This is a genomic window from Halomonas sp. AOP43-A1-21, assembly GCF_052376775.1.
GTDB lineage: Bacteria > Pseudomonadota > Gammaproteobacteria > Pseudomonadales > Halomonadaceae > Vreelandella > Vreelandella colorata.
Genome location: NZ_JBQSWC010000046.1, coordinates 1 through 19,562 on the forward strand (window position 1 = coordinate 1; position 19,562 = coordinate 19,562).

Genomic DNA, 19,562 nt, shown 5'->3' on the forward strand with positions numbered 1-19,562 from the left:
CTAGGGCGTAAAACATTTTGTGCTTTAAGTTTAGCGGCAACATTTGCTATTAGCGGCTGCCAATCAGGCGCTGATTTTGGCGGTCTTGTATCAGCGGGCACCAATATGGCGGGCGCCGCCATGATGTCAGACCAGCAAATACAGCAAATGGGTGATCAAACCATTGCCCAACTTGATAATGAAAACCAGCTTGTTGCCACTAACAGCCCGTATGCCGAGCGTTTGCAAAATCTGACTCAAGGCTGGGAAGTTGTTGAAGGCCATACGCTCGATTTTAACGTTTATCAGGTCTCCGAAATTAATGCGTTTGCAGTGCCCAATGGTTCCATCCGGTTATACAGTGGGTTAATGGACGAAATGACCGACGATGAGGTGCGTTACGTTATTGCTCATGAAATAGGCCATGTCGCTTTAGGACACTCCAAGCGGGCTTTCCAGGTCGCTTACGCTGCGTCTGCGGCACGTGAAGCTGCGGCTTCAAGCGGCAGCAGCACCGCCGCCGTCCTATCTACTTCTGAACTTGGCGATTTAGGAGAAAAGCTTATTAATGCCCAGTTCTCTCAGCGTCAGGAAAATGAAGCTGATGACTATGCCATTGAGCTTCTACAGGAGCATAATATGGATGCTGAGGCCTCAATCACTGCGCTGCGCAAACTTGAAGCCAAATATGGTAATAATAGTAGCTTCTTTTCTAGCCACCCAGCCGCTGGCGATCGTGCGAGTCGCTTAGAAACCACGCTTAATTAAGCAATCGTTTATTTACTCCTGCCAGATAGCCACGATGCTGATGGCAGGAGTACTGCTTTATGATGTATAACACCTCAATTAAAAAATCGTTTAATCAACTCGCATACCGATCTAAAAAACCAACACGACTTAATAATTGACATTCTCTTCACATTTAATGCTTTATATTAATTTATAAAATTTCATTATCATATATTTAAAAAGCACTTTCACACTACTTTACTGCTCCTCTCTTACTATTCCTCCAACTGCGTCAAATAAGTATCCTGCAGAATATACATGCGCTTTACATCGCGGTATTTGCCATTGATAAAGAACTCCTGAACCAAGTGTCCTTCTTCGATAAACCCGCTCTCTTCGTAAAGGTGGATTGCTTTGACATTTTCCACTGCCACAATTAAAAACACCTTATGAATATTTAAAATAGTAAAGGAATAATGCAAGGCTTGACGGATCAGTGAGCGAGCAAAGCCTTTTCCTTGATGGTCTGGCGTAATAATGATTTGAAATTCAGCGCTACGATGGATGTAGTCGATTTCAATCAGCTCCACCAACCCAATAGCCACACCGGCACTATCTTCGGCTACAAAGCGTCGCTCGGCATTGTCATGAATATGCTTATTATAAAGCTCTTCTAGCTCATCAAACGACTCGTATGGCTCCTCAAACCAGTAAGACATAATGCTTTGATTATTATTTAACTCATGCACGAAACGTAGGTCACTACGTTCCAGCGCACGTAAAAAAAGTAGATGGCTCATGGATACTGCTCTCATCGTGTAGTGGTTATTGACTGTCGTAATAACTCAAATAGCCACAACGTGGTTTAAACATGGCGTTTAAAAGAAAATAGCTCGGCTAAAGGATGCTCTTTCCCCTCAATTAACGCACGCAATAATTTTGCGCCGATCATGCTGTAGCTAATGCCGTTGCCGCCATAAGCCATGGCAAAATGCACGTTGGGTCCATGGGCATCGTGAGGGCCAAAATAAGGCAGTCCGTCGCTTGTTTCAGCAAACGTGCCCGCCCAGCTAAAAGTAGGATTAATTGTTAATGACGGCCAAAGTGCCTTTACCTTATCAGCCAGCCCTTGGGCTTTTTCCAGTACCCGGTCATCGCGGCGATTGGGGATATCCTGCTCGTCATCATCCCCACCCACCAGCAGGCGCCCATTTTGAGTGGTACGCAGATAAAGATACGGCCGCGCCGATTCCCAGACTAGCGTATGTTGTAGCTCACCCAGCATTTCAGGCGTCAGCGGGTCGGTAATAAACGCATAGCTGCTGCGATTTTTCGCCACGGGTTCAGGCAGCCACGCCTGGGACTCATAGCCTGCAGCAACCACTACCTGCTGACAGGTGAGCGTTGCGCCATTAGTTAGCGTAAGCGCTATATGCTGGTCATGCTGGGTCATGCGCTCAACCTGGGTACGGTCATACACCTCGCTGTCCCGTGTGGCTATCTTGCTAAACAGCTGATAGGCCATTCGATAAGGATCCATGCTTGCCGCAAGCTCCGTTAAAATAGCCCCAGGCGCGTCGAAACCATAGCGTTCTATAAGCGCTGCTCGCTCCAGCCAGCTGGCCTCAAAGCCGTTTTTATTACGTAGCAGCAGCTCCGCTTTTAAAGATGCGACGTCGTCTTCGTTGCTTGCAAAATAGAGGCTTTTTTGGCGCTCAAACTCTACGTCTTCCAGCCCAAGCGCCAAGGCCTCAAGCTCAAGAATCGACTCGGCACAGGCGCGATAGGCAAGTACCGCATTCGCCTCACCGTAACGCTCGGCAAGCTCGCTCATATGAGTATCAATTTCATACTGCAACAGCGCGGTACTCGCCGCCGTACTCCCCCAGCCGATGTCTCGACGCTCGAGTACCACCACGTGGTGGCCATGCTGACTTAGCTCATTGGCAATCAGTGCTCCGGTAATCCCGCCACCAATCACCGCTACGTCACATTGATGGTCATGGGTTAGCTGTGGGAAAGTAGCCAACAAACCATTTTTTACTGCCCAAAACGGATAGCCGCTTTTAAGATCCATCTTCTTCCCTTTACAGAGTGTGGTATCGATAGCTTTAACAATAGTTGCTTGTCGTAGAAATCACTTATTTATAAAAGGAACATTTCATGATTGATTTACGTAGCGATACGGTAACTCGCCCGTCCCCGGCCATGCTGGAAGCCATGATGAGTGCACAGGTAGGCGACGATGTTTGGGGTGATGACCCGACGGTAAATGCGTTTCAGAAAAACCTGGCAGCGATCACCGGCAAGCAGGCGGCGCTGCTTTTCCCCAGCGGCACACAGAGCAATCTAGTCGGCCTGATGGCCCACTGCGAACGCGGTGATGAGTATATCGTGGGCCAATCCGCTCACACCTATCGTTACGAGGGGGGTGGCGCCGCCGTGCTGGGCAGCATTCAGCCGCAGCCCATTGAGAACGCCAGCGACGGCAGCCTACCACTGGAAAAAATCAGCGCGGCGATTAAAGCCGATGATTTTCACTTTGCCCGCACGCGCCTTTTAACACTGGAAAACACCATTGGCGGCAAGGTGCTGCCTGAAGATTACGTGCGCCAGGCAACCGAATTTGCCCGCTCGCGCGGTTTATCAACGCATCTGGATGGCGCACGCCTGTTTAACGCCGCGGTGGCGTCTCAAGCGTCGTTGGAACAGCTTTGCACGCCGTTCGACAGTGTCTCACTATGCTTTTCAAAAGGAATGGGAACGCCCATTGGCTCTGCCCTGGTAGGCTCTCAGGCGTTTATCGAACGCGCCCGGCGCTGGCGCAAAGTTGTGGGTGGCGGTATGCGCCAGGCAGGAATTATTGCGGCGGCATGCCAGTATGCTTTGGATCATCATATGGATGACTTGGCAAAAGATCATCAGCGTGCCACACGTTTAGCACAAGGTTTGGCCGCGCTACCGGGCGTCGAGATTACCTCTCAAGCCACCAATATGGTGTTTGTAAGCATTCCAGACGAACACGTAGCGCCTCTTTCAACCTGGCTTAAAGGGCACGGCATTTTAATTGAGCTTTTATATGCCACGCGCCTTGTCGTTCACCGTGATATTGACGATGCCGATATCGATAAAGTGCTTGAGGTGATGGAGGCGTATTTTAAACAGCAGTAGGTGGCTGATCACTTAGAGTAGCGAGGCTTGTAAAACAAAATCCTTGCCCCCTTAAACCATGATATTTCAGCCTCACTTACCCGCTTACCCGCTTACCTGGGCCACTGCATCGCGGCTGGCCGCTTCTCGCTGCTCACCGGTAAGCTCTACCAACTGCCCCTGGCGCATTTCCAGCAGGCGGTCAGCTTGATCGAAGTAGTGATCGTCATGGCTGATGACGACTACTGTCTTTCCCAGCGCCTTAAGCTTCGGCAATAGCTCACGGTAAAAAACGCGGCGGAATTGGGGGTCTTGGTCGGCGGCCCACTCGTCAAGCAGCAGCAGGTCGCGTTGTTCAGCGACTGCCAGCAGCATCGCCAGACGCTTGCGCTGCCCCTGAGAGAGATTGATATTGGTGATACGGCCGCCGTCGAAATCGAGTTTGCTATGCATGCCCAGTGCGGCAAGCCACTCTTCCATCAGCGCCGGGTCAGGTGACTCGCCAGCTGGCCCCATCAGGCGGTCAAACAGATGCAGGTCGGTGTAAATCGCCGAGAAGTGCTGGCGATAGCGCGTCCAGTCGTCCTCCTCCAGCGGCCTTCCATCAACCTGTACACAGCCGCTTTGGGGCTGATAAAGCCCGGTAAGCAGCCTCGCCAACGTCGATTTTCCACTGCCGTTACCGCCGATCAGGAACACCACCTCGCCTCGTCTCAAGGTCAGGTCGATAGGGCCGATAGCAAAGCCCGGCCGGGATTCTTCATCTGGATAACGATAACTAACTTGCTTCAGGATCAGCGCTTGCCAGTCATGACGCAACGCAGAGTGCCCGAATGCCTCACGATGCTCGGCCAAGTCTAAACTGCTGATCTTTTCGAATGCCACACGAGCGTTAATCAGCGTCGGAAAAGCACCGATCGCTTGGATAAGCGGCGCGCGTAAAAACAGCAGCGTAAGTGAAAAGGTAGTGGCGACCTGTACCGATGCCCATCCCAAACCGTTGGCCAAAAAGAACGCCACACCAATGGCCCCGAGCATCATGATGTTGAACCAGTTCACCGCGCTTAGATGGTAGGTATCTCCAAGAATAAAATGGCGCCGACAATCCTTTGCGTTAGGCGTATAGACATCTCGATACAGCCATTCGGCGCGGTCGCGGTTGAGCGCCAGCTCTTTGCGCCCCTCAATAACCGCCTGATAATCCGCATAGAGACGATCCTGTATCTCGCGAAGTTTGGCCATATGCCCATAGACACGAGCCACCAGGCGTATGCCAATTAAAACCGTCACGATCACCCAAAGCGCGGTGACGCCCAGCATGGTAGGCGAAAGCCATGCCAAGTAAAGCGTAGCACCTACCGTCAGCACCCCGCCCTGCACCAGTTCCGGCAAGCGTATAAACGCAACGGTCACTGAGCTTACGTCGGTGGAGAGACTCGCTAACAAACGCGCACTGCCAATCTGCTCGGCGCGCTCAATGCTGGTATCCAGTATTCGCTTAACCAACTGCCCCCGCAGCCGGTAGACGAAATGATGGCCCAGCGTGGTCAGCGCCAATTGTGACGCCAGGGTAATAACCAGTAATAATGCTATCAGCCCCAGAAACTCAGGCAGAATGCGCCAGGGGTCGGCGAACGAGCCCAGCAATCGTTGATTAATAAAAGCGATGACACCAATACCCAGGCCAGCGCTTGTCAAACTAAGAAGCACTACACCGACAAACGGCCAGCGGTAATCACGCCATACAATCCTCAATAGCTCCATGCAATAGATCTCCTGGCGATTCAAAAGGTGGGATGGCGCACCGCTAGCGCTGGCGCTTAGCCGGACGATTTTCAGGTTTCAGCGGGCAGCCGCCGCACAGTGGCTCCCCAGGTAACCGATACTTGATACAGCACAGCCGCCGCACGCGAGCAGGCGTTTCTCCGCCGAGTTCCAGGTAGCGCACCGGCTGGTAAAGCGTGTTGCGCCGCCCGTTTGCTAATGTCTGGGTAGCAAGATAATCCAGCAGTGGCTCACCAGCGCCGATAAACGCAGGATGCTGTGAGCAGGTTCTGCCCACAAATTCCACATAATGGCCGAGATTGCTCCAGAACACCTTGGCAGAAAGCCCAGAGACCTCGGCCAGCGCGTCAATAAGCGGCGCACAGTGGTCATCGAATAGACGGCTGAAGCGCGCCTGGAGTGCGTTAGAAGCCAACGGTTCGCCACCGTGAGGCAGCCAGACACGCGTTGTCAGGCCGTGATCATCCAATGCCAGCCGTAACTCATCCCCACCCACCGGCAAGTCGTAGCCCAACAACAAATTGGCCACCAGAGTCGGAATTGAGACGCTGCCGAAATGAAATTTCGACCACAGCGAAGCGACTGCCAGAAAGTCGGCATCGTCACCGTGGTATCGGCGATAACGGGCCAACTGCGCGTTTAGCACCTCCCGATCCAGCAGTTCCGAGGCTCCCAGCGTAGGAACATCAGGCCGACCAAAGCAGGGCGCTTTTAAGTTATTCAACGGCGGCTGACGGTAGAGCGCCAGCAACGCGTCTGCTGGGTTCACGACCGATAGCGCACTCGCTGCCTCTCTCATAGCCGCCGCAGCCCCCACATGAAGTAGGCACCGCCAATCAACGAAGCAACCAATCCTGCAGGAATCTCATAGGGAAAAATAATCTGACGCCCCACCCAATCGGCCAGCACCATCAGCAGCATACCGATTAACGCCGCTCCCAGCAGATGCTGTCTAGCCTTGGAGAAGCCCACCAAACGCGCCATATGCGGTGCCAGCAGGCCAATAAACGAAAGCGGCCCCACCACCAACGTGGCACAGGCGGTTAGCAGCGCCACCAATAACAGCAGGGCCAAACGGGCCCGATTGAGCGACACTCCAAGAGCCTTCGCCGTTGGTGCGCCTAATGGCAGGATATCCAGCCAGCGAGTGAAGGGCAGCGTAACCAACGCCAGCACGGCTGCAATACCCCCTACGACTATCGCATTGGTAACATCCACGTAATACGTAGAACCCGCAAGCCAAGCAATCACCTGCTGACCTCTAGGGTCGCCACCCGCCAGCATCACGCTGCGCACTGCATCAAACAGAGCACTGACCGCCACCCCGGTAAGCAGCAAACGTTCGGGGAGATAACCACTCTTGCGATTAATACCCACCAACACCAGCAGCGTCGCGAAAGCCCCTAGGGTACCCACGACAATCAACATCATATTGGTGGGTGCAGGTAGCAGGAAAATTCCCAGTATCAGCGCAATGGCACAGCCACCGCTAATCCCTAATACTTCGGGACTGGCCATCGGGTTAGCGGAAAGGCGCTGAAGAATCGTGCCCGCAATTGCCAACATTAACCCACTAGCCGCGGCCGCCATCACGCGGGGCATGCGCCACTGCATGACATTCCAGTTATTGGGCGCCAGCCAATACCAGCCGTCTACGCCCTGCCCAAACAGCAAGCCAAGAACCGTTGCACCCAGTAACGCCAGCAGTAATCCGGTGGCTAAACGTGACGGCGCAGGATGACGATGTGCAAAAACCCCGGCCCCTTTCGGCGGCTGGTCGCCCTGAAGTTTTAGGCGTGGAATCAGCCACATTAAAAGAGGTGCTCCCAAAGCACCGGTAATCGCCCCGGTGGGAATAAAGGCTGCAGCCATACCAGAGAACTGCTGCAGCAACAGATCAGTGGTGGCCAACAACACGGCTCCCAACAACGTCGACCAAAGCAACCTCGCACCTAAGCGTCGCGCGCCGGCCATGCGTACAATATTGGGCGCTGCCAGGCCGATAAAGCCGATGATGCCCACCACGCTAACAATGCTGCCGGTAATAAATACCGCCAACCCCATTCCTGCAAAGCGTAAATAGGCAAGTGAGACGCCCAGGCTCTTGGCGCTCGCATCATCAAGTTCCAGCACCGCCAAAGGGCGCAGCAAAAACCACGCGGCCACGCAGCTAATCGCCAGCCGGGGCCAGAGTACCGCAACCCCGTCCCAACCATTTTGCGCCAGCGATCCCGCGCCCCAGATAAGTAGTCCCGAGAGCGCCTCGTGGTTAAACAATAACAGTGCCGTAGAGAGCGCCCCCAAGTACAGATTGACCACCAAGCCCGCCAGCACCACCACGATCGGCGCCAACCCACGCCGCCAGGAGAGCAGAAACACTAATCCAACCGCTAGCGCACCGCCCAATAAGGCGACCCATTCGCGCCCGGCGACAAGCAGCCCCGGCGCCAGCAAGGTGGCGGTCATCAACGCCAGGTTAGCGCCCGATGCCACCCCTAGGGTGGTGGGCGAAGCCAACGGGTTGCGCAGCACCTGCTGCATGAGCACGCCTGCCAACCCCAAGCCGCCCCCAGCGAGCAGGGCGATAGAGAGGCGCGGCCACCAAGCGTAGTAAAGCAGCAGCTCGTCAACGTTCTCAAAAGAAGGGGCTACTAATGCCTGTAAGCCCCGTGCAAAACCGCCTTGGCCTTGCAGCTCCACCCAAAACAGCACCACCATTGGCAGACTAAGCAATAAGCAGGCTTTAGCGGGCGACATCGTCCCCATTCTCTGGGCAAATTGTCCGGCGCCTAACATAGCGAATACTCTTTTTTGTTAGACGAACATAACGCCATGCGGGGCGCGATAAGCAACAGCGTCATTTTATTAGCCTTAAAAGTATCTGAAAGTAGGTAATGGAATGATTAATAAGGATTCTAAATGATAACGATTAGCACTACAATTGGCGCCTTTATTAAAGGAGACAGTTACCATGGCGGCCAAGCAAAGCTACCAGCTTTTTGATATCACTCTCGCTCGGCGTACCCAGGTCAGCGCCTCGTTAGTTAAATTCACATTTACTGGCCCTGATGTCCGTCAAATGGCGACCTACGCACCAGATCAACGCGTCAAGCTGTTCTTTCCTGAAGGCGGCGGCAATCTCGACCCGTTGTTCGAGATTGCCAAGCTGGAAGAGCACGATTGGTACGGCGCCTACCGTGCATTGCCGGATAACCACCGCCCCTCTGCGCGCACCTACACCATTCGCGCCCTACGCTCAGAGCAGGCTGAGGTGGATATAGAGTTTGTACTCCATGGCGATAACGGCCCTGCATCGCGCTGGGCAATGTACGCCCGTCCAGGTGATCGCCTTGCCATGACGGCCCCAGCCGCCAATGCGGAAGGTCCAAAACAGGGTTACGAGTGGAAGCCACCCCAAGGTGTGCGCCGTATTCTTATCATCGCTGATGAAACCGCTCTTCCCGCCGCGGCAGGCATTCTGGAAACCCTTGATGGCTTACCCCTAAAACCCAAGGTCGAAGCCCTTCTCGAAGTCCCCCATAGAGATGATGTCCAGCCGCTTCCCCAAGCCGCCAAGCTGCACTGGCTGGCCCGCGATGCCGAGCCCGGATGCCAGCATGGTGAGCTACTGATGAGAGCGCTGCGCGATATCGATTTGCAGCAAGAGATTGTTGCACTAGGGGGCACTCCTTTAACCGCGAGCAGCGGCTGCGAGAATGAAGGCAGTGAAGGAGCACCCAGCCATGATGAACTAGACCAGGATGAAAATGCCCCGCTCTGGGAACCCGCCACCCTGGACGACAGTGCACCCTTCTACACCTGGATCGCCGCTGAAACCAAGGTCGCCATGAAGCTGCGTCGCTATTTGGTCAACGAGTGTGGGCTCCCTAAGCAGTACGTTACCAGCATGGGCTACTGGCGCCAGGGCAAAGCCAATGGTTAAGGGAATGGCAAACAACACGACATTGAGCAATGACCACATAAGTTCATCAGCTCATGCGTCTTTGCGCTGGCGAGACAGCCCAAACCGCTATGGGCGGGTCAGCCGGGCACTGCATTGGCTAACCGCAGCCCTAGTCACACTGCAATTTACCGTTTTGTTGGCGTGGCGAGGAATAGGCGAAAGCAGTATCACGCTTCTCTTAGCGAGTATCGGGCCCCACGGTTCATTAGGCTTTCTAATGCTGACCGTCACCCTGGCCCGGCTTGGCTGGGCATGGCTTAACCGCAAGCAGCGCCCGCCACAAGCGCCAGGGCTGGGTGGGCACATGGCGCGCGTCGTCCATGTCACATTTTATGGGCTGTTATTGTGGCTGCCCGCTTTCGCTATTTTGCGCCAATATGGGCGCGGCGGAGCGCTGCGCTTTTATGGCCTGGAACTACTACCAGAAGCCGAGCGCGACATCATCTGGATGATCGCCCCCGCCGATCTTCTCCACGGCCCGCTCTCATGGCTACTATTAGGATTAGTCATCGGCCACATCGCGATAGCGCTGATTCACCGCTTTTGGCTCAAGGATAAGGTTTTGGCACGTATGGCTGGCTCAAATGACCGGTGAGTGGGCCGCTTTCGGCTCTCTGACAGCCTCAGGCACGGCAGCCAACAACTTACCGCTTTCTAGCCGCACCAACCGATCCGCGAGGTGGAAATAGCGGTCATCGTGGGTGATGACCAGCACTGCCTTGCCCATGCGTTTTAGCTCGGGCAATACCTCGCAGTAAAACACCTCTTTGAATAACGGATCCTGATCCGCCGCCCACTCGTCAAACACCAAGAAAGGCCGATCCTCAAGGTAGGCCACGACAAGCGCCAAGCGCTTACGTTGCCCCTGAGAGAGTGCTTGGGTGGTGAACGCACCGTTTTCAACCCGCACCTTGTGCTGCAGGTGCAACTTGGCCAGCAGGCGATTACCCTCCTCGTCCAAGCCTTCCCGCGGCGCTTCTAACAGGCGCTCAAAGAGATGGAAGTCCGAGAACACCACCGAGAAGAGCTGCCGGTAGGCATCCCAACTATCCGCCTCGACACGTTCGCCATTGAGCAACACCTCGCCACCTTCCGGCGGGTAAAGCCCCACTACCACTTTGGCCAGCGTGGTCTTACCGCTACCGTTGCCCCCCACCAGAAACACCACTTCCCCCGGCGTAAAGCTCAGATCAATCGGCCCCAACTCAAAGAAGTCATCGCTCTGCTCGTGGTAGTACTGATGGGTGACTTCGCGCAACTCAAGATGCTGCAAAGCAGGCACCTGGGTAGTCTGGGTAGTCGCTTGTCTCTCCTGCCCCTGGGGCATCTCGCGTGTGATGTCATCAATTCGACTAGCAGCTACCCGCGCCATATTGATCCGCGGGATATTGATCAGCAAGCCTTCAAGGGGGGTCACCATAAACACAAACACCAGGGCAAATCCGGTCATTACCTGGGTTTGGTTAGGCCCATCGCCCGCCAACACAAACAGCACCAGACCGATAAAGGCGTACATCAGGAACTGCCCCCAACTGGTCGAGATCACGAACAGCGACATGCCATAGGTACGCAGCCGCCGCACGCCTTCAACCGACTCCCCCAATATCTGATCCATAAAGACCCGGCTCTTGCGTTGGTGTAGCCGCAACTCTTTTGCACCATCGGTCAGCGCGCGGAAATGTCCAAACAAGCGATCCTGCTCTGACGAGGCATCCTGGAGGTAATGAATAGCGCGTAAGTGCACCAGATGGTAGCCGACAGCGCCCAGCCCAATCACCCCAAGTGCAAATAAAAACACCTGCCATGAGAGCATTGCCAGGTAGCCCAAGCACCCCACCACGATAACCGTATTGGTCAAAATCACCGGCAAGCTAACGAACAGTACCGCCACATTGTTGCTGTGCTCGGTGAGCGCCGACTGGATCCGCGCGCTACCAACACGCTCGAACCGAGCAAAGGGGGTCTCGGCCACGCACTGGGCGACAAAACTGCGCAACTCGGCCAGAGCACGCTGCCCCAACCGCTCAAACAGCGCCGTCGACACCATCCGACAGACCATTAGGGCCACAGCAATCCCCGCGAAGCCCCAAGCCGCATTGGCACGGCTGGCGGCATCACTGTTTAACGCCGCATTGATTTGGGCAATCAGCAGCACGCTGAAAAGCCCCGAGAGAATGCTGGCCAGCGCAGCAGCGGTCATCAACCCGCGGGTTCGACGAATCAGATAGGGAAGCACATTCACCTCATTGGAAAGCGATTAGAAAAAACGACTGGAAATCGAGACCTATCTCTAATGACGAACCGCTCACGCAAAAAGTTAACCAATATTTATGTAAACAAGCCTCATTCTCATTCGTCTTTAGATAAGGAAGTCAGTAACGCCGCCCTCCGGCGGGGTGATTTTAATTCGTTTCTTTGATTCGTTCTTATTGATAGGAGCTTAGCGGTGTCCAGTTCTATCCAGGCACAACCACAGGTACACGCACCAACTGAAAGCCACGCGGTGGCCTCGCTGCTCTCACGCCCCGAGGGCTACGACTATCAAGTCACCTACGACCTTACCACCCAGTCACTTCACGTGAAGAATGACCAAGAGCAACTGGAATGGGCACTGGTGGATGATAACCACAGCTTGGCGCTGTGCTGGCCGCATCGCTCCGCGCCACCTCGCACGGCATTGCTTGCCGCTATCGAAGGGGCTTTTGCCTTTTACCCGGCCAATGTTGCGCTACGCCTTCAGCTACCTAGTGTTTTGCACGCTAACCTTTGTGCCGCCGGCATCGCGGTTAAAGATAGCCATGGGGAACTCTGGGCCTATGCCGAGTTAATTTGGCAGTTACCCACACTTTGGCTTAACTCGCCCCCCACGCGCCCTTACCCGCAGCAGCCCATATTGGAGAATGGAAAGCGACACCCACGCCGCCCACCGCGCCCCAGTGGCACGGTCTATCAGCGCCATATTCCCTGGCTGGATGCCACCCTGAGCTTTCGAGTGCTTGACCTGGAGCTTGACCTTGAACGCTTCAACCACTGGATGAACGACCCGGTTGTCGCTCACTTCTGGGAAGAGCAGGGTGGTTTGCAACAGCATCGCAAGCGGCTGGAGAGCACGCTCCAGAACCCCAGCGTTGTGCCATTGATCGGCTGTATCGACGGCGAGCCCTTTGGCTATTTTGAGACCTACTGGGCCAAGGAGGATCGCATCGGCGCTTATTACGATGTCGGTGACTTTGACCGCGGCTGGCACGTGCTGATCGGCGAGGCTGCTTTTCGTGGGCAACCCTATGTGGCTGCCTGGATGCCCTCCATCTCGCACTATCTGTTTCTGGATGACTGCCGCACCCAGCGCTTGGTGATCGAGCCCCGCGTGGATAACGCCAAGATGCTGCGCAACCTTGCCCAGTGCGGTTATGCCCATGTGAAGGCGTTCGATTTCCCCCATAAGCGGGCCATGCTCGGTATGCAGCTTCGCGAACACTTTTTTAACGAGCGCAGCTGGATCCCGCTGCCTCCGCACCCTGGGTCTGCGCCACGACCCGACCCACGTTTCACCCCATAAACACGTCAGCCACGAGGACTCTTATGCATATTCACGACTTGATCGGCATCGGCTTCGGCCCCTCCAACATTGCCCTGGCCATTGCGCTTGATGAACAGCGCCAGGTAGGGCAAGCGAAGGATGCCTTGTTTATTGAGCGTCAGCCCTGCTTTGCCTGGCACCCGCATATGCTGCTGGAAAATGCCCATATGCAGATCTCCTTCCTCAAAGACCTGGTCACGCCGCGCAACCCAGGCAGCCGTTTCAGCTTCCTCAATTACCTCCACAGCAAAGGCCGCCTGCAGGACTTTATCAACCTGCAGACCTTCTTCCCCAGCCGCCACGAGTTCAATGACTACCTAAGCTGGACGGCCAGCCACTTTGAACACCAGTGCACCTATGGAGAGGAGGTGTTTGAAGTGCTGCCCGAAACTGATAACGACGAGGTCGCCTACCTCCGCGTGCGTTCACGGGATGAGAGTGGCGCGGTGCAGGAAAGGCTCACCCGTTCATTGGTAATCAGCGTGGGGGGTGCGCCCAATGTGCCTGAATGCTTCGCCGGCCTAAAAAACGACCCTCGGGTCTTCCACTCCAGCCACTACCTCCGGGAGCTGGCGAAGCAAGATGCCCCCAAACGTATCGCGGTTATCGGTGCCGGCCAGAGCGCCGCTGAAATCTTCCTTGATCTGCACAACCGCGAAGGCATTCAGGTGGATTTGATTAGCCGGGCATGGGCCTTTAAACCCTCGGACGATAGCCCCTTTGTCAACGAGATTTTCAATCCCGAATACACCGACTACGTGTTCAACAACCCCACTGGCCAGCGGGAAGCGCTGCTGCAGGAGTACAAAAGCACCAACTACTCGGCACCTGACTTGGCGCTGATTCAGGAAATTTACGATGTGTTCTACCAGCAAAAAGTGACCGGTCAGGCCCGCCACCGCTTCCGCCGTCGCCATGAGGTTATCGGCAGTCAAGCAAGCCCTGAAGGCGTCGAGCTAAACGTGCGTGATTTGGAGACTGGCCATACGGATATCACCCGCTACGACGCCGTGGTGTTAGCCACCGGCTATGTACGCGACACCCATAAACGGCTACTGGCCCCTGTTGCGGGCTACCTGCCTGATTTTGCCGTTAACCGCCACTATCAGCTCTATACCAAGCCTGAGTTTAAACCGGCTATTTTCCTGCAAGGCAGCTGCGAACCCACCCATGGTTTGAGCGATACCCTGCTATCGATTTTGGCGGCACGGACGAGTGAGATTTGTGAAGTACTTAATGAGGCGTTACCAGCAGCCCAGTCAGAGGCATCAACTCCATCACTGGTAAGCACGGACTAACCAAGCACTATCAACGCATGGCCGCTCTCCCAAAGCGGCCCCTAACACCGAGACTTACGCCCATTATGTCCTTACATCCTGATGTCGCCGCTTTCTTAGACCTGATCGCCGATAGCGGCAATCCGCCTTTCCACTCGCTCTCACCAGAACAGGCACGCGCTGCCTACGAGGCATCATCACAGATGCTTGATGAGCCAATAGCTAACGATGCAACGGCACTGAGTATCACCTGCCGAGATGGATATCGCCTTGAACTACGCCACTACCAAGGCGAGGAGTCTTTATCGCCCATCCTGCTCTACTTCCATGGCGGCGGCTACCTACTGGGCAGCCTGGATTCCCACGATTCGCTCTGCCAGAGCATCGCTCAAGCGACTGGTTACACAGTGTTGGCTGTCGACTATCGGTTGGCTCCCGAGCACAAGTTTCCGACAGCGTTTCACGACGCTGAAGATGCCTATTGCTGGCTGCTGAAGCATGGCGAAGAGATGGGGCTCAATACCTCACGTATCGCCGTGGGTGGTGACAGTGTAGGGGGAACCCTAGCCACGGCTCTTTGCATGTCAGCGCGTGATAATGGTTGGCACCCTCCACGCTGCCAGATTTTGCTCTACCCCTGCACCAGCGCCTGGCAGGACAGCGAGTCTCACCGCCGATATGCACAAGGCTACCTGCTAGAAGCAGACACCCTGCAATGGATGTTTGGCCACTATCTAAATAGCGATGAGGAACGCCACGACTGGCGCTTTGCGCCGTTGGAGGCGGCAGAACTCAAAAACCTACCGCCTGCGTTTATCGCCCTGGCCGAACATGATCCCCTGGTCGATGAAGGCATTGCCTACGTGAACCGCTTACAGGAAGCGAACGTGGATACCCAACTGACCATACCCCGGCATGGTGCACGACTTCGCACGCCTGGGCAGCATCGCCCCCGAAGCCACCGATCAGGTACGCGCGGATATTGCCAAGGCGCTACGGCTCCATCTCCCCAAAAGCCACCAGACCTGATCGATCTATAATATATTGATAAAATTAGATTATTAATTTATTTGTCTTCTGAAAACGTCAGAAGACAATTTATCAATCACTGCTATCCCTCAAAGCTAGGGAAGATCCAAGGAGTAGATAAAGCCAACGATTATCGTTTACACTACGGCGATAGTTGAAAAGGAAATGCAATGTCTAACTTTTTTGCGATCATCCGTCACTCATTCTCATACTTGATAGCCACTTCTTTGATATTTTCCTCATTTATATCATCTAGCCTTTATGCAGCTTCATCGCCCACTACAGCAATAACAGCCTTAGACCTTCCAATCGCAGAGACACTTATCGAGCTAGGAGTATCTCCAGTCATAATTAGCCAGAGGCAGTCTTTCAACTTTTGGACAGGTGGCACCTACGAACTTTCTAAAATTATTGAGGCTGGCTCTCCATTACCAAACATTGAGCTCCTTCAGCAAATCAGGCCAACCCGGACATTACTTGCTCCTTGGCAAAGCAATCTAGAACCTCGACTTGCTTCAGTATCGCCAGTGACTATTGTTGATAGCTACCCCTACTCTGGCGATGGGAATTTGTGGGAACGCCTATTGATCTTCACTTATAGACTTGGCCAGCTAGTAGGGCAGCAGGGAGAGGTTAACCACCTCATCAACCAAACTGATACGCACTTAGATAGTCTGAAAGAGCTCCTTCGCAATGATGGTACGCCGCTTCTTTTCGTCCAGCTCTGGGGGGAAAGACATGTTCGCGTTTTTGGCGAAAACAGCCTGCCACAGGCCGTGTCTCAACGCTTGGGAATTGACAATGCATGGCACGAAACAACAAATCAATGGGGATACTCATTGGTAGGAATTGAAGCCCTATTAGGTATTGATGCAAGACTGGTAATTATTAGCTCTCGTCATCCGACAGATTTCGAAGGTCAACTGACACAAAACTCTATGTGGCAGCATCTCCCCAGTGTTCGGCGTGGTGACTTTATCGTGCTACCTGGTACTTTCTGGTTTGCTGGAGGATTGCCTTCAGCACAACGTTTTGCAGATGCTTTGGTCGAGGCAATCGATGAGCCTTAATTCATAAAATAGCTTCAGCGTCTTGCAGCATCAAAATCGATCGCACTAACGCGAGACCCTGGTGCCAGGATAGTTGTCGCCTGATTGGGCTGCATCTGTTGATACAACACTGAGTATCAGCACAGCCGGATACGCCGTCTCCCCAGGCAAAGCGCCACCAGGGCCTTGATAAGGCTATTCTGCCCAAGCGCCATACCTTGGCTACACAATCGGAACGCTGGTCAGAAGATACGAGATAAGCGGCAACCTGCTGGGCCTGAGTTAGCGCAGAAGGAAGCTGCATAAATGAATGGTCTTCACAAAAATTACGTTGATAAATACCGTCTCTTGAAAGGCTTCAAAAGCTGCTCCTAAGTAGTTTTTCCCTTTAAGCTGCAAGGTCGTTAGCGCAATAATTACTTATTGATTCAAGTCTACTCCTTCATAAAGCTGTCTACGATGGCCTTCAAGCTAGGATATCTGCAAGGCTTGATGCGTATAGGCTGGGGCTACCTCCCCTAATAGACTCTGACAACGAAGTGCAGCCTAATGCTACCTACTCACAGCTTGACAAAAAGGTTCAACAATCATTAAATCTAAATGATAACAATTATATTTCAAATACACATAAAGCAAAGGGTATCATTTCCATGCACAAATCGTCGCTGCAAAAAAGAGCGCTAGCAGTTGCAATTGGCTCCATAAATTGCGCCTTTGTTCTAACGCCACTACTAGCTACTGCACAAGACAGTCCAAGAAGCCCCGAAAGTCCTTCTACCTCACAGAGTAGACTGAACGCTTCGCAAGCACCGTCAAACGATGCGTCAGAGCTGTCTACAGTAACAGTGATCGGAGAAGCTGTTAGAGAAGCAACTACCGAGGGCAGCAATTCTTTTACCACTGATCGCAGCACTATCGGTTTGAGCGAACAGGCCATCAAGAATATTCCGCAGTCTGTCAGTGTATTGACCCGCGAAAGGCTCAACGATCAAAACTTAACCTCTCTCAAAGAGGCGATGGAGCAGACTACTGGCATTAGTGTAATGTCATACGGATCAAATCAGTATCAACTCAGATCCCGCGGCTATGATATTGATTCTCTTATGCTGGATGGAAGCCGTGTTGAAGCACCTTATGGCTCATTATCCAATACGGGCCTCTATGACACGGCTCTCTATGATCGTATTGAGGTTATGCGGGGACCTACGGGAATACTCACGGGTAGCGGCGAACCCAGTGGCACTGTCAACTTGGCACGCAAACGCGCCCGGCGAGATTTCGGCTTCGATATGTCGTTGTCTGCCGGCTCTTGGGACGCCTATCGAAGTACAATTGACGTCACAGGTTCGCTCAACGAGAATGGTAGCCTACGCGGCAGGATTGTGGGGGTCTACGATGAACAAGAGTCGTTCGTCGATGAGGTTAATGCACAAAATGCTATTGGCTACGGCACGTTGGAGTACGACTTTACCCCTGATACCACATTATCGGTCGGCGTCGCTAGACAAACAGAGGACTCCCGTCCGCATTCTGGTTTGCCCGTAGCCAGCAACGGCAACTTATTCGATGTTGACCGCTCAACCTATCTCGGTTCGTCATGGGATCGTTCGCACGCAAATGCGACACGCTATTTTGCTGATCTAGAACACTATCTTAATAATGGTGGCTTCTTTAGTTTAAAAGCTAACCAGATCGAAACATATAGAATGAATGTCACAAGCAGTGAAGGTGCTCTAGTGCTTGATGAAGATTCAGGCGATATGTTGACACGTAATAGCTCCTGGTCTAATCGAACTAAGAGTGAATCGCTGGAGGCGAGACTAACGACTCCATTCAATCTATTCGAGGCCGAACATGCTACCACTCTGGGGGCCAGCTACAATAAGAACGACAGCTACACCCCGTATGCTTACGGAGAAGGTGACTATTTTAATCAGCACTCCCTCCAAAACATTTATTCTCCCCACGAACTGCCAGAACCGGATGAATATTCTCTTTATCCTGGATATGTCAGTTCTGACTTGAGGCAAGAGAGCCTGTATGGGCAAGTTAACTGGTCTGTCACACCACGCCTGACACTCGTTACTGGCGGACGCCTTGACTGGTATGACATCACATCAGACCTTGCTGAGGGAGATTGGGGGCGCCATAGAGCTGGCAGTGGTCGCGAATTCACTCCTTATTACGGGGCTATCTATGAAATAACCCCAAGCATTAACTTTTATACAAGCATGTCAAATATCTTTCAGCCGCAAACAGAGATCGAATCTAACGGTGAGATTATTAAACCACGCACAGGAGAACAAATCGAAGCTGGTGTAAAGGGTGGGTCATCCGACGGCGAATTCAATTGGCATCTTGCAGTATTCAATATCGAGGATCAGAACCGAGCCTACACAGACCCCGATAACTCTGCCTTCTCTATCCCGCTTGGAGAGACGCGCAGCCGTGGCTTTGAAGCAGAGATCTCCGGCAGTCCATTACCTCGTTTAGATGTAAGTGCCGGTTACGCATATACAGATACTGAGTATACACGTGATGCAAGTTTGGAGGGAATATCGCTATCACCTGACACGCCACGGCATAATTTCAAACTTTGGACACGTTATTACTTCTCTGACGATGCCAACCGAGGATGGCGTATTGGTGCTGGTGTTAACACTGTCAGCAGTATTTATGCCGAAGATGGCACTAATCGCTGGGAGCAAGGCGGCTACACCTTACTTTCAGCTCAGTTAGGTTATCGCTTCAATGAGAACTTTGATGTTAGCTTTAAGGGGAATAATCTTACTGATGAAAAATATTATTCGACGGTTCGAGCTAACACTAGACACAATTACTATGGAGATCCTCGCAACTTTACATTTAACCTAAATTATAGTTACTGAACTGAAAGGGAGGTCAGGACTATATGACCCCCCAGGTTCATTCTGCACAGGTTTTTCTGTCAATATTATCCAATCTTAGCATCAGCCTTCTGTCCTAATTATTGGCACAGGCCATACCAAAATAAATGCTAG

Annotated in this window: 15 protein-coding genes; 9 read left to right on the forward strand and 6 right to left on the reverse strand. The window is 53.2% G+C overall.

Annotated features, from left to right (window positions below; genetic code table 11):
• On the forward strand, nt 1-747 hold a 747-nt coding region (locus ACT3R7_RS19105; RefSeq protein ID WP_444280624.1), incomplete at its 5' end, for a M48 family metalloprotease.
• Nucleotides 748-983: 236 nt separating this feature from the next.
• On the opposite strand, the gene speG is transcribed toward ACT3R7_RS19105, so the two are convergent.
• Nucleotides 984-1,508, reverse strand: coding sequence for a spermidine N1-acetyltransferase (speG, locus tag ACT3R7_RS19110; protein WP_192539509.1), 525 nt, complete (start codon nt 1,506-1,508; stop codon nt 984-986).
• Between the two features lie 65 nt (nt 1,509-1,573).
• A complete protein-coding gene (locus ACT3R7_RS19115; protein WP_192539508.1) occupies nt 1,574-2,785 on the reverse strand; it encodes an NAD(P)/FAD-dependent oxidoreductase in 1,212 nt (403 codons plus the stop codon).
• A gap of 86 nt (nt 2,786-2,871) precedes the next feature.
• Here ACT3R7_RS19115 and ltaE point away from each other — a divergent pair, with 86 nt between their 5' ends.
• Nucleotides 2,872-3,879, forward strand: coding sequence for a low-specificity L-threonine aldolase (gene ltaE / locus ACT3R7_RS19120; RefSeq protein WP_192539507.1), 1,008 nt, complete (start codon nt 2,872-2,874; stop codon nt 3,877-3,879).
• 84 nt (nt 3,880-3,963) lie between these two features.
• Here ltaE and ACT3R7_RS19125 read toward each other — a convergent pair whose 3' ends face one another.
• The 3 genes from ACT3R7_RS19125 to fhuB are packed head-to-tail and all read right to left on the reverse strand — an operon-like array spanning nt 3,964 to nt 8,439.
• The gene (locus tag ACT3R7_RS19125; RefSeq protein ID WP_192539506.1) at nt 3,964-5,622 is read right to left on the reverse strand and encodes a multidrug ABC transporter permease/ATP-binding protein; all 1,659 of its coding nucleotides are present in this window, start codon (nt 5,620-5,622) and stop codon (nt 3,964-3,966) included.
• A gap of 43 nt (nt 5,623-5,665) precedes the next feature.
• Nucleotides 5,666-6,442, reverse strand: a complete 777-nt coding sequence (fhuF, locus tag ACT3R7_RS19130) for a siderophore-iron reductase FhuF (protein ID WP_192539505.1) — start codon at nt 6,440-6,442, stop codon at nt 5,666-5,668.
• Nucleotides 6,439-8,439 (reverse strand): Fe(3+)-hydroxamate ABC transporter permease FhuB, encoded by a 2,001-nt coding sequence (gene fhuB / locus ACT3R7_RS19135; protein WP_192539504.1) that lies wholly within the window; start codon nt 8,437-8,439, stop codon nt 6,439-6,441. Before fhuB ends, fhuF begins: the two co-directional genes overlap by 4 nt.
• Nucleotides 8,440-8,614: 175 nt before the next feature.
• On the opposite strand from fhuB, the gene ACT3R7_RS19140 reads away from it, so the two are divergent.
• Together ACT3R7_RS19140 and ACT3R7_RS19145 are read left to right on the forward strand one after the other, a co-directional pair.
• Complete coding sequence (locus ACT3R7_RS19140; RefSeq protein ID WP_192539503.1) at nt 8,615-9,586, forward strand: siderophore-interacting protein; 972 nt, start codon at nt 8,615-8,617, stop codon at nt 9,584-9,586.
• A 4-nt stretch (nt 9,587-9,590) separates the two neighbouring features.
• Entirely contained in the window at nt 9,591-10,202 is a 612-nt protein-coding gene (locus ACT3R7_RS19145) for a cytochrome b (RefSeq protein ID WP_225736306.1), read from the forward strand.
• On the opposite strand, the gene ACT3R7_RS19150 is transcribed toward ACT3R7_RS19145, so the two are convergent.
• Nucleotides 10,188-11,843 (reverse strand): cyclic peptide export ABC transporter, encoded by a 1,656-nt coding sequence (locus tag ACT3R7_RS19150; protein WP_192539501.1) that lies wholly within the window; start codon nt 11,841-11,843, stop codon nt 10,188-10,190. The genes ACT3R7_RS19145 and ACT3R7_RS19150 overlap by 15 nt on opposite strands.
• A gap of 210 nt (nt 11,844-12,053) precedes the next feature.
• Here ACT3R7_RS19150 and ACT3R7_RS19155 point away from each other — a divergent pair, with 210 nt between their 5' ends.
• From ACT3R7_RS19155 to ACT3R7_RS19175, 5 genes are all read left to right on the forward strand, one after another.
• A complete protein-coding gene (locus tag ACT3R7_RS19155; RefSeq protein WP_192539500.1) occupies nt 12,054-13,166 on the forward strand; it encodes a GNAT family N-acetyltransferase in 1,113 nt (370 codons plus the stop codon).
• Nucleotides 13,167-13,189: 23 nt separating this feature from the next.
• A complete protein-coding gene (locus ACT3R7_RS19160) occupies nt 13,190-14,485 on the forward strand; it encodes a lysine N(6)-hydroxylase/L-ornithine N(5)-oxygenase family protein (RefSeq protein WP_192539499.1) in 1,296 nt (431 codons plus the stop codon).
• Nucleotides 14,486-14,550: 65 nt separating this feature from the next.
• Nucleotides 14,551-15,504, forward strand: a complete 954-nt coding sequence (locus ACT3R7_RS19165) for an alpha/beta hydrolase (RefSeq protein ID WP_496199378.1) — start codon at nt 14,551-14,553, stop codon at nt 15,502-15,504.
• Nucleotides 15,505-15,663: 159 nt separating this feature from the next.
• The gene (locus ACT3R7_RS19170; protein ID WP_192539497.1) at nt 15,664-16,563 is read left to right on the forward strand and encodes an ABC transporter substrate-binding protein; all 900 of its coding nucleotides are present in this window, start codon (nt 15,664-15,666) and stop codon (nt 16,561-16,563) included.
• Nucleotides 16,564-17,081: 518 nt separating this feature from the next.
• The gene (locus ACT3R7_RS19175; RefSeq protein ID WP_441675907.1) at nt 17,082-19,430 is read left to right on the forward strand and encodes a TonB-dependent siderophore receptor; all 2,349 of its coding nucleotides are present in this window, start codon (nt 17,082-17,084) and stop codon (nt 19,428-19,430) included.
• The last annotated feature ends 132 nt before the right edge of the window (nt 19,431-19,562 follow it).